The 17,744-nt window shown below is 37.2% G+C and carries 16 protein-coding genes and 1 pseudogene; 13 read left to right on the forward strand and 4 right to left on the reverse strand.

Going from position 1 to position 17,744, the window contains the following annotated elements; genetic code table 11:
- Window positions 1–1,638: 1,638 nt before the first annotated feature.
- Entirely contained in the window at window positions 1,639–2,283 is a 645-nt protein-coding gene (locus JFU18_RS20940) for a YhcN/YlaJ family sporulation lipoprotein (protein ID WP_016100589.1), read from the forward strand.
- 32 nt (window positions 2,284–2,315) lie between these two features.
- Here JFU18_RS20940 and JFU18_RS20945 read toward each other — a convergent pair whose 3' ends face one another.
- Window positions 2,316–2,750, reverse strand: coding sequence for a branched-chain amino acid ABC transporter substrate-binding protein (locus tag JFU18_RS20945; protein ID WP_088040188.1), 435 nt, complete (start codon window positions 2,748–2,750; stop codon window positions 2,316–2,318).
- Window positions 2,751–3,183: 433 nt separating this feature from the next.
- Here JFU18_RS20945 and JFU18_RS20950 point away from each other — a divergent pair, with 433 nt between their 5' ends.
- Window positions 3,184–3,699 (forward strand): BofC C-terminal domain-containing protein, encoded by a 516-nt coding sequence (locus tag JFU18_RS20950; protein ID WP_002015325.1) that lies wholly within the window; start codon window positions 3,184–3,186, stop codon window positions 3,697–3,699.
- Window positions 3,700–3,710: 11 nt separating this feature from the next.
- On the opposite strand, the gene JFU18_RS20955 is transcribed toward JFU18_RS20950, so the two are convergent.
- Window positions 3,711–4,655 (reverse strand): iron-hydroxamate ABC transporter substrate-binding protein, encoded by a 945-nt coding sequence (locus JFU18_RS20955; RefSeq protein ID WP_201031820.1) that lies wholly within the window; start codon window positions 4,653–4,655, stop codon window positions 3,711–3,713.
- A gap of 188 nt (window positions 4,656–4,843) precedes the next feature.
- On the opposite strand from JFU18_RS20955, the gene ruvA reads away from it, so the two are divergent.
- The 7 genes and pseudogenes from ruvA (at window position 4,844) to yajC (ending at window position 10,792) form a co-directional block, all read left to right on the forward strand.
- Window positions 4,844–5,461, forward strand: coding sequence for a Holliday junction DNA helicase RuvA (gene ruvA, locus JFU18_RS20960; RefSeq protein ID WP_002088786.1), 618 nt, complete (start codon window positions 4,844–4,846; stop codon window positions 5,459–5,461).
- A gap of 5 nt (window positions 5,462–5,466) precedes the next feature.
- Complete coding sequence (gene ruvB / locus JFU18_RS20965; RefSeq protein WP_000344470.1) at window positions 5,467–6,468, forward strand: Holliday junction branch migration DNA helicase RuvB; 1,002 nt, start codon at window positions 5,467–5,469, stop codon at window positions 6,466–6,468.
- A gap of 213 nt (window positions 6,469–6,681) precedes the next feature.
- A pseudogene (tnpA, locus tag JFU18_RS29925) lies at window positions 6,682–6,979 on the forward strand (IS200/IS605 family transposase); the annotation flags it as partial.
- 5 nt (window positions 6,980–6,984) lie between these two features.
- The gene (locus JFU18_RS20975) at window positions 6,985–8,064 is read left to right on the forward strand and encodes an RNA-guided endonuclease InsQ/TnpB family protein (protein WP_201031818.1); all 1,080 of its coding nucleotides are present in this window, start codon (window positions 6,985–6,987) and stop codon (window positions 8,062–8,064) included.
- 235 nt (window positions 8,065–8,299) lie between these two features.
- Entirely contained in the window at window positions 8,300–9,352 is a 1,053-nt protein-coding gene (gene queA / locus JFU18_RS20980) for a tRNA preQ1(34) S-adenosylmethionine ribosyltransferase-isomerase QueA (RefSeq protein WP_002088783.1), read from the forward strand.
- Window positions 9,353–9,364: 12 nt separating this feature from the next.
- Complete coding sequence (gene tgt, locus JFU18_RS20985) at window positions 9,365–10,504, forward strand: tRNA guanosine(34) transglycosylase Tgt (RefSeq protein ID WP_002015319.1); 1,140 nt, start codon at window positions 9,365–9,367, stop codon at window positions 10,502–10,504.
- A gap of 27 nt (window positions 10,505–10,531) precedes the next feature.
- Entirely contained in the window at window positions 10,532–10,792 is a 261-nt protein-coding gene (gene yajC / locus JFU18_RS20990) for a preprotein translocase subunit YajC (protein WP_061674817.1), read from the forward strand.
- A gap of 37 nt (window positions 10,793–10,829) precedes the next feature.
- Here yajC and JFU18_RS20995 read toward each other — a convergent pair whose 3' ends face one another.
- Complete coding sequence (locus JFU18_RS20995; RefSeq protein WP_002015315.1) at window positions 10,830–11,213, reverse strand: TIGR04086 family membrane protein; 384 nt, start codon at window positions 11,211–11,213, stop codon at window positions 10,830–10,832.
- A gap of 103 nt (window positions 11,214–11,316) precedes the next feature.
- Here JFU18_RS20995 and JFU18_RS21000 point away from each other — a divergent pair, with 103 nt between their 5' ends.
- Window positions 11,317–11,973, forward strand: a complete 657-nt coding sequence (locus tag JFU18_RS21000) for a DUF421 domain-containing protein (protein ID WP_002143230.1) — start codon at window positions 11,317–11,319, stop codon at window positions 11,971–11,973.
- Window positions 11,974–12,002: 29 nt separating this feature from the next.
- Here JFU18_RS21000 and spoVB read toward each other — a convergent pair whose 3' ends face one another.
- Window positions 12,003–13,562 carry a stage V sporulation protein B gene (gene spoVB / locus JFU18_RS21005; RefSeq protein ID WP_002015313.1) on the reverse strand — a complete coding sequence of 520 codons (1,560 nt, stop codon included), beginning with the start codon at window positions 13,560–13,562 and terminating at the stop codon, window positions 12,003–12,005.
- Between the two features lie 186 nt (window positions 13,563–13,748).
- Here spoVB and JFU18_RS21010 point away from each other — a divergent pair, with 186 nt between their 5' ends.
- The 3 genes from JFU18_RS21010 to JFU18_RS21020 all read left to right on the forward strand — a co-directional run bounded on the left by JFU18_RS21010 (window position 13,749) and on the right by JFU18_RS21020 (window position 17,676).
- The gene (locus JFU18_RS21010; RefSeq protein WP_078175458.1) at window positions 13,749–14,033 is read left to right on the forward strand and encodes a post-transcriptional regulator; all 285 of its coding nucleotides are present in this window, start codon (window positions 13,749–13,751) and stop codon (window positions 14,031–14,033) included.
- Window positions 14,034–14,314: 281 nt separating this feature from the next.
- The gene (secDF, locus tag JFU18_RS21015) at window positions 14,315–16,579 is read left to right on the forward strand and encodes a protein translocase subunit SecDF (RefSeq protein ID WP_201031817.1); all 2,265 of its coding nucleotides are present in this window, start codon (window positions 14,315–14,317) and stop codon (window positions 16,577–16,579) included.
- A 203-nt stretch (window positions 16,580–16,782) separates the two neighbouring features.
- Window positions 16,783–17,676, forward strand: coding sequence for a cation diffusion facilitator family transporter (locus JFU18_RS21020; protein ID WP_002015308.1), 894 nt, complete (start codon window positions 16,783–16,785; stop codon window positions 17,674–17,676).
- The last annotated feature ends 68 nt before the right edge of the window (window positions 17,677–17,744 follow it).

Genomic DNA, 17,744 nt, shown 5'->3' on the forward strand with positions numbered 1-17,744 from the left:
GTAGAAAAACTAAAACCTACTACGAAAGAAAACACTAAATTTTCTATCAATGTATTACCGCAGCCGCCGCAACCACCAATTAAAGCGAAAAAAGAATATAAAATTTCAGACGTAATAAAAAAGGGAAGCGAGTTAATTGCTCCTCAAATTAATAAAATGAAACCTAACAATGTCATTTCTCCGCAAACGAAAAAAGACAATATAGGAAACATAGTGTCACCGCAAGTGAAGAAAGAGAATGTAGGGAATATAGTGTCGCCGCAAGTGAAAAAAGAAAATGTAGGGAATATAGTGTCGCCGCAAGTGAAAAAAGAAAATGTAGGGAATATAGTGTCGCCGCAAGTGAAGAAAGAAAATGTAGGGAATATAGTGTCGCCGCAAGTGAAGAAAGAGAATGTAGGGAATATAGTGTCGCCGCAAGTGAAGAAAGAAAATGTAGGGAATATAGTGTCGCCGCAAGTGAAGAAAGAGAATGTAGGGAACATAGTCTCACCAAACGTATCAAAAGAAAGTGTTATTATCCCGCAAGTAATACCGCCTAATATTCAAGTGCCGAATATAATGCCAATAATGGATAACAATCAACCACCAAATATAATGCCAATAATGGATAACAATCAACCACCAAATATAATGCCAATAATGGATAACAACCAACCACCAAATATAATGCCAATAATGGATAACAACCAAATGCAAAATATGATGCCGATAATGGATAACAACCAAATGCCAAACATGATGCCGATAATGGATAACAACCAAATGCAAAATATGATGCCGATAATGGATAACAACCAAATGCAAAATATGATGCCGATAATGGATAACCACCAAATGCCAAACATGATGCCGATAATGGATAACAATCAAATGCCGAACATGATGCCGATAATGGATAACAATCAAATGCCGAACATGATGCCGATAATGGATAACAACCAAATGCCAAACATGATGCCGATAATGGATAACAATCAAATGCCGAACATGATGCCGATAATGGATAACAACCAAATGCCAAACATGATGCCGATAATGGATAACCACCAAATGCCAAACATGATGCCGATAATGGATAACAATCAAATGCCAAACATGATGCCATATCAACAGCCAATGATGCCGCCATATCCGCCGTATCAGCAACAAAATCCATACAATCAAATGCCGTATCAACAAATGGCGCCGCAATATACTTCTATGCCAAATCCAAATATGATGCCAATGGATAATAATATGCCGCCACTCGTGCAAGGTGAAGAAGATTGTGGATGCGGAGGAGAAAGTAGGTTATATAGTCCACAACCGGGTGGACCACAATATGCTAATCCTTTATATTATCAACCAACTCAGCCAGCATATGCACCACAGCCAGGAACGATGTATTATCAGCCGGACCCACCAAACGTATTTGGAGAACCAGTTTCAGAAGAAGAGAACGAAGAGGAAGTTTAAAAAAAGGTGGGGTTATTCCCACCTTTTTTGTATTCGTGATAGTCAGGAATATGGTGAATTTACATTAAGTGCTAGAAAATTCCTAGTGAAATATTAACAGTGTAAAAAAACTCTCTGTTACTCATCATAAGGGGGAGCTTTTCGAAAGAGAAGTTCATTCTAACAGAGGGGGTTTTTGTATTGAATACGAAAGTAAAAGTTATTGCTGCTTCTTTGTTAGTTACCAGTGCATTAGCTGCATGTGGTACACCAAAAGATAATAATGCGATGGATGGACGTAACTATAATTACGAGCGTACATCTTATAATGATACACACCGATATAATGATAATGTAACGCGTAACGATCGTTATACAGATTATGTAACATATAGAAACGGTCGTAATGACGCAGGATCCAACTATTATCGTGATGTAAATTACAATGGGCAAATTGCTAATCCACACCCAACTCGTAATATTACAATGAACAATTCATACATTAACAATGATGGTAAAACTGCGGAGAAAATTACGAATCGTGTGAAACGTATGAATAACGTAGATCGAGTTTCTACAGTTGTATATGGAAACGATGTAGCGATTGCGGTAAAACCACGTAATACAGCGACGAATGAAACAGCGATGGCGAACGAAATTCGTCAAGCTGTTGTGAATGAAGTTGGAAATAGAAACGTATATGTTTCTGTAAGAAATGACATGTTTACTCGTGTCGATGCAATGAGTACGCGTTTACGTAACGGCACAGCTACAAACGATTTTAATCGTGACATAACAAATATGTTCCGAGACATTCGTTACGGCCTGACTGGTACTATGCGATAACAAATCAAAGAGGAAGGGATAGCCCTTCCTCTTTATTCATCTTCGTCTTGTAAACGACGTTTTTTTACAAAATAACTAACGGAGTAAGACGCTAAAAAGCATATGAAGAGAATACCACCTGTTAAAATAGCTTCAAATAGAGGTCGTTCTGGACTGAAAATGATATAAATAATAGCCATGATAATTCCTACAATAAGAGAGCGTAAAATAATTTTGTAATAAGGAGTTAACTTTATTTCCTTTTCGCTTTCTTCTACATCGATAGAAACGCTTAATTGTAAATAACTAAGTACAATACTTGTAAGAATAAATAATAACCACAATGGAGATTTCGTAATTTGATCCATTCCTTCTGTGAATCCGATATAGCCTAAAATTCCGATTATACCAATTGATTGAAAAAGAAAGGCAATACGTATGTTTTTTAACGTTTGAAGTATGAGGCGTTCATCTTTAATTTTTTTCAAGGTATTCATCCCCTGTTTATATTTATAGTATTAATTGTAACATATATATTACATTAATCAATTTATAATTTACATAAATTTCAATTGGTTGAAAGAGGAAGAAAAATATATTTAGAAATATATTGCACTTCTACCTTGTTAATGTTATATTAGCAAAGCGATGAGCTAATTTACGTAAGTCGAGAGATATGCTTAAGTGCTAAACACGCGAATGTGGTCGCCTGGTCTTTCGCCGTAAACGCATCAGACGCCTGCTTTGCAGGCGTCTTTCATTTTATATAAAAGTAAATGATACATGCAGATGAGGATTAACCCTTATCTGCATTTTTTATTTTCCTTAGAAATTTAATGCTATTGTTTATATGGATAAAACCCCCATTTCCGGAAAAGCTACAAATGAAAGTATGATTTTGCCTAGAAGAGGTGAACAGAAATGAAATGGATGCTAATTGCAGTGCAAGCTTTCGTTGTGATGTTTTGCTTAGCTTATGGATCCGATGTGAGGGCAGAAGTAGTAGAAAAAGAACCTCAAGTTACAATTTTATTAGAGCGCATGTATGTTGATGGAGAAGTAAGTGAGGAAATACTGACAGAAAAAGTAGCGGATTTAGAAAAGTTTTTGCAGCAATATAAAGAATGGCAACTTGTTGATCGTGATGATGTGCAAATCGTATTACAAAGGAAAGTTGATGATATTTCTCCTTTACTGAAAACGAGCGGTTATTTTGGTGTTTCAGAGGAAGGGATATTGCAAATTTTTAAAGGGGTACCGAAAAGTGATAACGCGATCCATTCCTTCTTTCAAATTGATATGAAAAAGCTTGAGAGTTATGAGCGAGCAAAACTAAAGCGTGGTATTCGTATTAAGTCAAAAGAAGGATTCGTGAAGACAATCGAAAAAATGAAGCAATACGCAGTGCAAAATAAGAAAAAAAGCAGCTCAGGGTGAGCTGCTTTTTCTTATTTATTCTTAGCTAAAATCTCTTTTGCGATTTCATCAATTAGCATATCTTTTCCAATTGGATTGAATGCTTTCGTATTGAAGACTTCATTCGATACTTCATATACGTGATTGTTTTTTACTGCTTTATTATCTTTCCAAACCGCACTGTTTTTATAGTCTTCGTACACTTTATCAGCTTCTCCGCCGAAGTTTACAATAAACATTTGATCAGGCTGGAATGCAACAAGGCCTTCTAGTGATACTTGTGCCATCGTTTGTTTTAAATCAGTGCCTTTTGTTGCTGGAAGTTTTAAGTCGTTAAAGATGATGTCACCATATCCGAAGCTACCGTATACACGGAAGTTTTGTGGTGTTACTGCAACGAACATAAAGTTCTCATCTTTTGTTTTCTCTTTAATTTTTTTAGATAAAGAGTCTGCTTTTTTATCGTAGTCTGCAATCCATTTGTCGGCTTTCTTTTCTTCGCCAAATAGTTTACCTACTTCTTTAAACTTACCGCGCCAGTCTTCTAGATTTGTTTCTAGAACAACTGTCGGTGCCACTTTTTCTAGTTGATCATAAATTTTCAATTGACGATTGTTTAAAATAATTAAGTCTGGTTTTAGAGCGGTAACAGCCTCTAAATCAACTTTAGGTGCCCAATACCAGCCAACAGCTTTTACTCCGTCTAACTTTTCAGTTAAATGATTTTGGATTTTATCTTTATATGTGTTTGCTGTACCGACAGGTTTATGACCAAGAAGTAATAATTCTTCTGTTGATCCAGATAAGTCAACAATTCTCTTTGGATTAGCTGGAATTGTTGCTTCCCCTTTAGCATGTTTTACAACTTTCGTTTTCGGTTGTTCTTTTGCTTTTGATTCTTCTTTTTGAGAAGAACAGCCAACGATAGAAAGAACAACTAGCATAATAGTAAATAAAATAAATAGCTTTTGTTTCATCCTGATGTAACCCCTTTAATTAGTATTGATAATCATTATCGACTTCTGTATATTAAGGGGCTTTATCCTTTCTGTCAATGGAAAATAACAGAAGTTTTAAACAGAGAACATTCGTTGGGGTATTCTCGCTTTTCTATCATTAAATATGTTAAAATGGAATACATGATTTAAGAGGGAGAGATCGTATTTTGTTTGAATATGTTACAGGCTACGTGGAGTATGTAGGACCGGAATATGTCGTAATTGATCATAATGGAATTGGTTATCAAATTTTCACACCAAATCCGTATGTATTTCAAAGAAGTAAGCAAGAAATCCGTGTCTATACATATCATTATGTGAGAGAAGATATTATGGCACTTTACGGTTTTAAAACACGTGAAGAGCGTTTATTATTTACAAAATTGTTAGGTGTATCGGGGATTGGACCAAAAGGTGCTCTTGCAATTTTAGCTTCTGGTCAAACCGGACAGGTCGTTCAAGCGATTGAACATGAAGATGAGAAGTTCTTAGTGAAGTTCCCAGGCGTCGGAAAGAAAACAGCGCGCCAAATGATTTTAGATTTAAAAGGAAAACTAGCAGATGTTGTACCAGATGCGTTTGTTGATTTGTTCTCAGATACTGAAAGTTTTGATACGAAGAAAGGTTCATCAGTTGAACTTGATGAAGCACTGGAAGCACTGCGTGCACTTGGCTATGCAGAACGAGAAGTCTCTCGCGTTGTACCAGAGTTATTAAAAGAATCACTAACGACGGATCAATATATTAAAAAGGCACTTAGTCTTTTACTAAATGGTAAGAGGTGAGTATAATGGACGAACGTCTCCTTTCAGGGGAATCTGGATACGAAGATGCGGATTTAGAGTATTCATTACGGCCACAGACGCTCCGTCAGTATATTGGCCAAGATAAAGCGAAACATAATTTAGAAGTGTTTATTGAAGCGGCGAAAATGCGTGAAGAAACGTTAGATCACGTACTTTTATATGGCCCACCTGGACTTGGTAAAACGACGCTTGCGAATATTATTGCCAATGAAATGGGTGTTAACATTCGAACGACGTCAGGTCCTGCAATTGAAAGACCAGGAGATTTAGCGGCTGTATTAACAGCACTTCAGCCTGGGGATGTATTATTTATTGATGAAATTCATCGTTTGCATAGATCTATTGAAGAAGTGTTATACCCAGCGATGGAAGACTTTTGCCTTGATATCGTTATTGGAAAAGGACCGTCAGCTCGCTCTGTACGTCTAGATTTACCTCCATTTACGCTAGTTGGGGCAACGACGCGTGCAGGTGCATTATCAGCACCACTTCGTGACCGTTTTGGTGTACTTTCACGATTAGAGTATTATACAGTAGATCAGCTTTCTGCGATTGTAGAACGTACAGCAGAAGTGTTTGAAGTTGAAATAGATTCGTTAGCAGCATTAGAAATTGCAAGACGTGCCCGTGGTACACCTCGTATTGCGAATCGTCTATTACGACGTGTACGTGACTTCGCACAAGTTCGCAGTGACGGAACGATTGCGATGGAAATTACACAAATGGCGTTAGAACTATTACAAGTAGATAAATTAGGACTTGATCATATCGACCATAAATTACTGCTTGGTATTATTGAAAAGTTCCGCGGTGGTCCAGTTGGATTAGAAACTGTTTCAGCAACGATTGGGGAAGAATCTCATACGATTGAAGATGTGTATGAGCCGTATTTATTACAAATTGGCTTTTTACAAAGAACGCCAAGAGGCCGGATCGTAACACCGCTCGCATATGAGCATTTCGGAATGGAGATGCCCAAAGTATGACGGAGATGCCAAAGCTGCTTATTACAGCCCTGTCTGAGTGAGAAGTTTCATTACCTTTAGGGATATGGGATAAAAGTGTGGTTGGATACGGAGTACCAATAAAAATCGTAAGGTTTATGGTACTTTAAGTATCCAAAGTATGGGTAGCTTCTTTAATCTTTTTTGTTGTAGTTTTTGAAAAGACCGGATACATTGTAACTATGATAAATGATTATAGAAGAATGTTTCAAGGTGTTGTTTGCAGAGATATGTAACGCACGTGATATTGTTAATATCATAATGGGATGGGTTAAAGACCACGTTCACTTATTTTTTAATACACGCGAACACTTAGTCCTGCTGATACAATGGCAAAAATAAAAGGAGTGACATCAAAGTATTTGAGAGAAGAAATCCCTCTCTCATGCACTTACAAATTTTATGGACGCGGTCCCATGTTGTTTTTACTACTGGAAATGTGTCAAGTGAGACAATAAAACAGTGGATTGAACATCAAAAAACGAGGGGATGAAACGTATGTCACAGACCCTAACAGTGAAAGTGAAATTGCTTCCAACAAAAGAACAAATGTGCTTATTGGAAAAAAGTAGCCGCGAGTATATCAAAGTCATGAATATGCTTGTATCTGAAATGGCTGACACAAAGGCGAGCACGAAAAAAAGTACGAAAGATATTGAAGCCAATATCCCAAGTGCGGTGAAGAATCAAGCAATCAAAGACGCGAAAAGTTTGTTTGCTACAAAAGTAAAGAAAAGTAAGTATAAAATCATTCCGATTCTAAAGAGGCCTGTTTGTGTATGGAACAATCAAAATTATTCATTTGACTGTACTTATATTTCAATTCCATTTATGGTAAATGGAAAGTCAACGCGTTTAAAGGTTCGAGCTTTATTAACGGATAAAAATAATCGCAATTTGGATTTGTTAAAATATAAGCTAGGCACACTCCGTATCACGAAGAAATCGAATAAGTGGATGGCACAAATATCGGTCACGCTTCCTACAAGTGAAAAAGCAGGGACGAAAATTTTAGGAGTAGACTTAGGTCTCAAAGTCCCCGCGGTAGCGATCACAGATGATGATAAGATTCGTTTCTTTGGGAATGGTAGGCAAAACAAATATAAGAAGCGTAAGTTTCGAAGTGTTCGTAAGAAGTTAGGGAAAGACAAAAAAGTGAATGCGATTCGGCGATTTGATGATAAAGAGCAAAGATGGATGAAAGAAAAAGACCATAAAATAAGTCGTGAAATCATTGGTTTTGCGATTGATAATCATATTTCTGTCATTCGATTAGAACAACTAACGAATATAAGACAGACGGCAAGAACAAGCCGTAAAAACGAAAAAAACCTACACACTTGGTCATTCTGTCGTTTAGCGCAATTTATTGCATACAAAGCAGTATTAGTTGGTATTCAAGTTGAGTATGTGAATCCAGCTTATACAAGTCAAAGTTGTCCGAAATGTGCTAAAAAGAATAAAGCACAAGACAGAAGATACAAGTGTCCATGTGGGTTTGAGACACATCGTGATATCGTTGGGGCGATGAATATTCGCTACGCAACTGTGACTGATGGTAACAGTCAATCAGCCTAAACACCTATATGGTCTGGTTTAGGAGGGGTAATGAGATACCCTAATCTTGAAGGCTGTTCAAAACAGAAATGGACTGCGAACGTTTAGTCATTCAGGAATCCCACCTGTAATTCCGTAAGGATTCGGGCTTGCGGCTGTAGTTGTGGGAGTCTCAAATGTATTGTGTTAAGTATTGCATTATCTTTCATTATGTATATAATAAATCGATTCAAATAAGAAATAGGTGGATACAGTTATGGATATTAATCTGTTTGATTTTCATTTACCAGAAGAACTCATTGCACAAATTCCGCTTGAAGAGCGTGAAACATCAAGATTGATGGTGTTAGACCGTGAAACAGGAGATATTGAGCATAAACATTTTACAGACATTCTTTCTTACTTACAAGAGGGGGATTGCTTAGTTTTAAATGAAACGAAAGTGATGCCGGCTCGCTTGCACGGTGTGAAAGAAGATACAGGTGCACACATTGAAGTGCTTCTTTTGAAACAAGAGGAAGGCGATAAGTGGGAAACGCTTATAAAGCCAGCGAAGCGTGTAAAAGAAGGAACTGTCATCTCTTTTGGTGAAGGAAAGTTAAAAGCAACTTGCATTGGAACAGCAGATCAAGGTGGGCGTCAACTTGAGTTTTCATATGACGGCATCTTTTATGAAATTTTAGACGAGCTTGGAGAAATGCCACTTCCTCCATATATTAAAGAGACGCTAGAAGATCGCGATCGTTATCAAACGGTATATGCGAAGGAAATCGGTTCAGCAGCAGCACCGACGGCTGGCCTTCACTTTACAGAAGAGTTACTCGAGAAATTGAAGCAAAAAGGCGTCGGGTTAGCATTCATTACACTCCATGTAGGACTTGGAACATTTAGACCAGTTTCTGCAGATACTATTGAAGAGCATCATATGCACGCAGAGTATTACCATATGTCTGAAGAGACTGCGGCGTTATTAAACCGCGTGAAAGAGAATGGCGGCCGTATTATTACAGTAGGTACGACATCAACTCGTACGTTAGAAACGATTGCAACAGATCATAGTGGTAAGCTTTGCGCAGCTTCTGGCTGGACAGATATTTTTATGTACCCAGGATATGAATTTAAAGCAATTGATGGTTTAATTACAAACTTCCATTTGCCGAAATCAACATTAATTATGCTTGTAAGTGCATTTTCAAATAGAGATAATGTACTTCATGCTTATAATGAAGCAGTAAAAGAAAAATATCGTTTCTTTAGTTTCGGTGATGCGATGTTCGTTGCATCTCACGCTAAAATGAGAAACAAATAAAAGGAGTAAATTATGACAGCAATTCGTTATGAATTTATTAAAACTTGTAAACAAACGGGTGCGCGTTTAGGTCGAGTGCACACGCCACACGGCTCATTTGATACACCGACATTTATGCCAGTTGGTACACTTGCAACAGTTAAAACAATGTCACCAGAAGAATTAAAAGCAATGGATTCTGGCATTATTTTAAGCAATACGTATCATTTATGGCTACGTCCAGGCCACGAAATTATTCGTGAAGCAGGTGGCTTGCATAAGTTTATGAACTGGGATCGTGCAATCTTAACGGATTCAGGTGGATTCCAAGTATTTAGCTTAAGTGATTTCCGACGCATTGAAGAGGAAGGTGTTCATTTCCGCAATCACTTAAATGGCGATAAATTATTCTTATCTCCAGAAAAAGCGATGGAAATCCAAAATGCATTAGGTTCAGATATCATGATGGCATTTGATGAGTGTCCACCGTTCCCTGCTACTTTTGAATACATGAAAAAGTCTGTAGAGCGTACAAGCCGCTGGGCAGAGCGTTGCCTAAAGGCGCATGAACGTCCACAAGATCAAGGTTTATTCGGTATTGTGCAGGGCGGGGAGTTTGAAGAACTTCGTCGTCAAAGTGCGAAAGATCTTGTTTCAATGGACTTCCCTGGCTATGCTATCGGCGGTCTATCTGTTGGTGAACCGAAGGATATTATGAATCGTGTTCTTGAGTTTACAACACCACTTCTTCCTGATGATAAACCACGTTACTTAATGGGTGTAGGTTCTCCTGACTCGTTAATTGATGGTGCGATTCGCGGTGTTGATATGTTTGACTGTGTACTTCCAACTCGTATCGCTCGAAATGGTACATGTATGACAAGTGAAGGCCGCTTAGTTGTGAAAAATGCGAAATTCGCTAGAGACTTCGGGCCGCTTGATCCGAACTGTGATTGCTACACATGTAAAAACTATTCTCGTGCGTACATTCGTCACTTAATGAAATGTGATGAAACGTTCGGAATTCGTTTAACGTCTTATCACAACCTTCATTTTCTGTTAAACTTAATGGAGCAGGTGAGACAAGCTATTCGTGAAGACCGTCTTGGCGATTTCCGCGAAGAGTTCTTTGAACAGTATGGCTTTAATAAACCGAATGCTAAAAACTTCTAATACATAATTTAAAAGGAGGAACACAAGATGAATGCAGGTATGATGAATATCGTTATGATTGTTGCGATGTTTGCGATTTTCTATTTCTTATTAATTCGCCCGCAACAAAAGCGTCAAAAAGCAGTTGCACAAATGCAAAATGAAATCAAAAAAGGTGATACTATCGTAACAATCGGTGGTTTACACGCTACAATCGAATCAGTGGATGAAACAAAAATTGTTGTTAAATCTGGTGGTGCACACTTAACTTTCGATCGCAATGCGATTCGTGAAGTTGTGAAAAACTAATGATGAAGGCCCTGCATGAAATGTGCAGGGCCTTTTTTTAACTATTTTGTTTTGACATATTTACACCGAAAATACCTCCGAGTGTACTCGCACCCATCAATGCTAATTGGTAGAGTAACTGTGAGTTCGATAAAGTTTGAGAGAAGCCTAAATAGTTAACGAGAAAGACGAGAATAGCGAATGTAAGGCCTGTTGTGAAACCTACTAGCCATCCTTTTCCTTGTGCCTTTTTACCAGCAATAAATCCAGACATAAGCATAGATAGAAGGGCTATTATAAAAATAATAATTACTAATGTCCCTTCATTAATATTCGTAAATTTTAATAAAAGAGCCATGATCATACTTGTAATAGATGCGAGGATTAATAGGGTAATAATACCGAATCCGATTGCGCTCGATAATTTTTTCGTTCCATCCATTATGCATTCCCCCTTTTTAATACAAGCATATTTTCATTTTGTTTAAGTTAGACTAGTTTCTTTTTTGTAGGGGAGCCTATAAGTAAAAAAAGGGGATGTAGAAATGGAATGGGTATCAATAATCGGACGAACAATGCTTTTGTATATAATCATTTTAATTATTTTTCGTCTTATGGGTAAACGTGAAATTGGAGAATTAAGTGTATTAGATTTAGTTGTATTCATTATGCTCGGTGAAATGGCTGTAGTGGCAATCGAAAATACAGATAAATCACTTTGGCATCAATTAGTTCCAATGACTTTTCTTATGTGTATACAAATCATTTTGTCGGTCATTTCTTTAAAGTTTCAGCGTTTTCGGCATTTAATAGAAGGGGAGCCTGCGATTCTTGTGAATGCAGGTAAAATTGATGAAAAAAAGATGCGGAAGCAGCGATATAACATAGATGATTTATTGATGCAACTACGTGAGCAAGGAATCGGAGATGTGCGTGATGTAGAATACGCTATTTTAGAACCATCTGGAAAGTTATCTGTCTTTCAAAAACAAAAAAGTAAAAAGAGCAAAAATGATACACCAATTTTTACACTCCCACTAATTATTGATGGAGAAATTCAATACAATCATTTGCAAATGATCGAACATACAGATGGGTGGCTCGTTGAGAAACTGAATAACTTAGGTTATAAAGATGTGAAACGGATTTTATATTGTAGTTTTCAAAATGGACAGTTTTTCGTTGATTTGAAAGAAAATTAGAGGCTTACCATTTTGAATGGCAAGCCTGCTTACTTCAAAAATGAAAGTTTCCGAATGATAGGGAGACGACTTAATTCTTCTTTTCGAATGAGTTTGAAAACGAAGAGGAGAACGATATAAACGATTGTTGTTAAAGTGATTTCCCATAATGTTTGTATGCCAAGTGAATGAGAAAAAACGATATACTTATGAAGATAAAAACCGAAGGTACCAGCAATCCCGATAGCAATTCCGCCGAAAATATAGTCTTTTGCATAAATGGTAAATGCAATTTTCTTTAAAACAGTGGCGTAGTGAAGGAATGTTACGGTTACTATATTTGCTGCGATGGCGAGGGCAACCCCCATCATTTGGAACTCTGGGCGTGAAGCGAGTACAAAGATAACGATTAATTTTACGATAGCGCCAATAAATGTGTTCATCATAGCAGCGCGTGCTAAGTTTAAAGCTTGCAACACAGATGTAAGGGGGCTTTGAAAATAATGAAATAAAAAGCAAGGTGCAAGAAGCTGGATGAAAGCGGCCGCGTTGTCTGATCCGTACATGAGAGTTAAAACTGGAGAAGCAAATACATATAATATAACGACTGACCATCCGCCGGTTATTAAGGAAATTCGAAGTGCTTGTTGTAATCGGTGTTCTACTAATTTGTGTTGTCTCTTTGCCATTGCCTCGCTAATTGATGGGACGAGTGCTGTAGAAAGAGCATATGTAATAAAGGCTGGCAGTGATAGAAGTGGGAACGCATATCCGTTTAATATACCGTATTGCTGAGTTGCGACAGAAGCAGCAACGCCGGCGATTGCTAAGCTTTGCATAACGACGATAGGTTCAAAGAAATAAGAAACGGAACCAATTAAACGGCTTCCTGTAGTTGGTAAAGCAATGTCCATAAGGGAATAAAATGTATTTTTGCTCTCCTTTACAGTAGTGAAAAATCCAGAGCGTATAGATAAATGTTTTTCGCGTTGGAATAAAGTAAGTAAAAATAATAAAGATGCAACTTCGCCAAGAACAGCTGATAGCATGGCACCGGCTGCAGCATATTCTACGCCGTAAGGTAAAAATAACCGAATGCATACAGCGATAATTGTAATGCGGACAACTTGTTCTATGACTTGAGCGTAAGCGCTCGGCTTCATGTTTTGTTTCCCTTGGAAATAACCACGTAAAACGGAAGAAACTGCAATAACGGGGACGACAGGTAAAATAGCCATTAATGGATAGTAAGTTCTTTCATCTGTTAATAATGTTTTTGCTAAAATAGGTGTGAGTAGCATAATTCCAATTGTTAAAATGATGCTAATAATGGATGTAACGGCTAGCGAGACAGTTAATATTTTTTTAACTCTTTGTTTATCGTTCACTGCTTCCGCTTCTGCTACAAATTTTGCGATTGCAACAGGAAGGCCAATTTGTGTTAGTGTAATTGCTAAAATGAAGGTGGGGACAGCCATCATATAAAGGCCAACGCCTTCTTCGCCTAAAATACGTGCCATTACAATGCGATTAATAAATCCAAGGATTTTTGTAATAAAGCCAGCTATCATTAAAATAAATGCACCTTTTAAAAAGCTTTGTCTCGTCATACTCTTCTCCTACCTTCTCAAAATCAATGGAATGATTTACAATAATTTATATGCACGTATGAGACAAGAATGACAAGCATTTAAGAGAGTGAAGTATGAATGGTACTCTTGAAAGAAGTTATTACTGTCCATTAGAGCGGGATTAAAAGCGACTTTTTGTGCTGAAATAAGAAGGAGATGTTATATATGTTGGATAATGAGGCTTTGGTAGAATCATACCGCGGACAGTTACAAGTCGTTTTAGAAAGTAAAGTAGAAGAGTTTCACATGTTTGGCTATGACCGAGTGACAGATAATGATATTTGGAAGTTTCTCAAGGCGAAAAAGTGGAAAAAGATAGACAGTGATGTTAGGTTGTATGCATTAGTAAATGATGTATTAAGAGTAAGTACTAATGAATATATGAATTATTTAACTGTTGAAGCATATCAGGCGCCACTTTGGTCGTTTGATGAATATGAAAATAAATAACCGACTGTAATTGGTTTGTTCTTCCTTTTGCAGTATAATGATAGGTATTGATAAAGAGGAATTAATTATGTCTAAGATTATATATAAAGGAGGTAGTGAAGAGAAAAAATAAATAATGAAAGTGTAGGTATTGTGAAAAGCTTACCGACACAGCTAGTGATGAACTAGCGGAAATACATGTATTTTATAGAAAGTAAGTCTACTAACTAGGCGTATGCACACGTGCGAAAATGAATCGTAAGAGATTTATTGAAAGTGTTAGTAGCAGAAAGAGGGTACATATGGCAAAGCGTGGTACAAGAATTGCCGCCTTTTTCCTCATCGTTTTATTAATTGGTGGAGTAATTGGTGCGGCAGGAAAAGACATAGCAAAAGGAATTAGTCTAGGACTAGACCTTCGCGGTGGTTTTGAAATTCTGTATGAAGTAAAACCAGCCAAAAAAGGTGATAAAATCGATCGTGATGCACTTGTAAGTACAGTAGGTGCTCTTGAAAATCGTGTCAATGCACTCGGTGTAAGTGAGCCGAACATTCAAATCGAAGGGGAAGATCGAATTCGTGTGCAGCTTGCTGGTGTACAAGATCAGCAAAAAGCACGTGAAATGTTATCAACGCAAGCGAAATTAACATTCCGTGATGTAGATGACAACCTTCTTATGGATGGAGCGGATTTAAAAGGCGGCGGAGCGAAGCAAACATTTGATGATAAAGGTCGTCCAAGTGTTGGACTTACGTTAAAAAGCGCTGAAAAATTCCGTGAAGTAACAGAGAAGATTTCAAAAATGCCACCACCAACGAATTTAATGGTAATTTGGCTTGATTTTGAAGAAGGAAAAGATTCGTATAAAGCAGAATCTGCAAAACCGAATCCAAAGTTTTTATCAGCGGCAACAGTAGAACAAGTATTTAATCAAGCTGAAGTATCTATCGTAGGTGGAAACTTTACAGTTGAAAGTGCGAAAGAACTGTCATCTTTATTAAATGCAGGTGCACTTCCTGTTGATTTAAAAGAAATGTATTCAACATCTGTTGGAGCAAAATTTGGTCAACAAGCATTAGAGCAAACGATTTTCGCTAGTGCAATCGGTATTGCTATTATCTTCTTATTCATGCTTGTATTCTACCGTTTACCAGGGCTTGTAGCGGTTATTATGTTAGGTTTATACATTTTCGTTACATTACTTGTCTTTAACTGGATGCATGCGGTTCTCACGTTGCCAGGTATTGCGGCATTAGTGCTCGGGGTAGGTATCGCAGTAGATGCGAATATTATTACGTACGAGAGGTTAAAGGAAGAGCTGAAAATTGGTAAGTCAATGATGTCAGCATTTCGTGCTGGTAACCATCGTTCATTAGCAACAATTTTAGATGCGAACATTACAACGATTGCAGCAGCGGGTGTATTATTTGCTTACGGTAATAGCTCTGTAAAAGGTTTCGCAACAAGTTTAATTGTTAGTATTTTAGTCGGTTTCATTACGAACGTATTCGGTACTCGTTTCTTACTAGGTTTACTTGTAAAGAGCCGTTACTTCGATAAAAAACAATCTTACTTTGGTGTTAAGGAAAAGGATATTATTCCATTAACAAAAGGTGTAGTACATCCGCCAACGAGATTTGATCGTATTAACTTCGTAAATATCGGTCATAAATTCTTCTTATTCTCAATTGTAGTCGTAATTGCTGGGGCAATTATATTACCGATTTTCAAAATGAATCTTGGTATTGACTTTGCAAGTGGGACACGTATCGATTTGCAATCAAAACAAGCAGTTACTGTGTCTGATGTTCATAAAGATTTTAAAGAATTGAACATCGATGTGAAGGAAGAAAATATTGTACCGACTGGAGATGACAATAAAGGTTTCGCAGTTCGTACATTAGGTGTTCTATCAAAAGATGAAATTGCGAAAACAAAAACATTCTTCCACGATAAATACGGTACAGATCCGAATGTAAGTACAGTTTCGCCGACAATCGGTAAAGAGATTGCACGAAATGCATTTATCGCAGTACTAATTGCTTCTGCAGTAATCGTTCTATACGTAAGTATTCGTTTCCGTCTTACGTACGCAGTATCTGCAGTAATCGCATTATTACATGATGCATTCGTTATGATTGTTGTATTTAGTCTTTTCCAGATAGAGGTAGACTTAACGTTTATCGCTGCGGTATTAACGATTATTGGTTACTCTATCAATGACTCGATTGTTACGTTTGATAGAAACCGTGAGTTATACAAACAGAAAAAACGAGTTCGCGACATAAAAGATTTAGAAGAAATCGTAAACTCAAGTATTCGTCAAACAATTGGTCGTTCAATTAATACAGTGTTAACAGTGTTATTCCCAGTAATCACACTACTTATTTTCGGTAGTGAATCACTGCGTAACTTCTCACTTGCATTATTAATTGGATTAGTTGTAGGTACGTACTCTTCTATTTTCGTTGCTTCTCAAATTTGGTTAATGCTTGAAAACCGTCGTTTGAAAAAGGGCAAAAACAAGAAGAAGGTTGAGAAAGAAGAACCTGAACCGCAAGTATAAAAAAGATGATGTCTCATTATGAGGCATCTCTTTTTTCGTTTGTGGATACAATAAGATAGCAACTTTTGAAAGAATGAAATGGAATAAAGTGGTGATGTTATCGCTGATTTTGTTAAAATAAAGTGAAACTTTAATAAGTGGGAGTCTTACTGCTCGTTAAAGCGGGATAAAAAGAGAGGTTAAGAAAAGAAGGGATTTTAATTATGGAAAAAGATGAACGTTTTAAACAGGCCGAGTTTGGTGCTATTGTCGGAATCGTTGGTAATATTATATTAGCGATTGTAAAAGCGGTAATTGGTTATATTGGAAACAGTAAGGCACTTTTAGCGGATGCGGTGCATTCTGGATCAGATGTAATTGGCTCGTTAGCTGTACTTTTTGGATTACGAGCAGCAAAGCAACCGCCTGATGAAGATCATCCGTATGGTCATGGTAAAGCAGAATCGATTTCAGCGATTATTGTTGCGGTATTATTATTTATTGTTGGAATAGAGATAGCGATTTCGTCTATAAAAGCTTTTTCACAAGATTTAGAACCGCCAAAAGGAATTACAATTTTTGCAGTTATTCTTTCGATTGTAGTGAAAGAAGGGATGTTTCAGTATAAATATCGATTAGGGAAGAGGATAAATAGTGATGCAATTATTGCAAATGCATATGAACATCGTTCGGATGTGTTTTCTTCAATTGCAGCTTTAATCGGCATTTGTGCAGCTATTATCGGCGGTAAGTTAGGTATAGATTGGCTTGTATATGCCGATCCAATTGCGGGATTATTTGTTTCAATTCTCGTTGCTAAGATGGCGTGGAGTATTGGAGCAGAAGCTATTCATGCAACGCTCGATCATGTTCTGCATGAAGAAGATGTTGTTCCGCTTAGGGAGGCAGTTTTTCAAGTGGAAGGTGTGAAAAAAATCGGCTCTTTATATGCAAGAGAACATGGCCACTATGTTATTGTCGATATTAAAGTATCTGTAGATCCATATATCACTGTAGAAGAAGGTCACCGCATCGGAAAACATGTAAAAGAAAAACTTATGAAACAAGATAACGTACAAAACGTTTTTGTACATATTAATCCGTATTCTCCAAATTAAACATAACGGATATTTAATTATATAGATATCTAATCGTAGTTTGCATTATATTGTCACCCCTTAATCTG

It is taken from the genome of Bacillus sp. TH22 (assembly GCF_016651015.1).
In the GTDB taxonomy this organism is placed as follows: domain Bacteria; phylum Bacillota; class Bacilli; order Bacillales; family Bacillaceae_G; genus Bacillus_A; species Bacillus_A mycoides.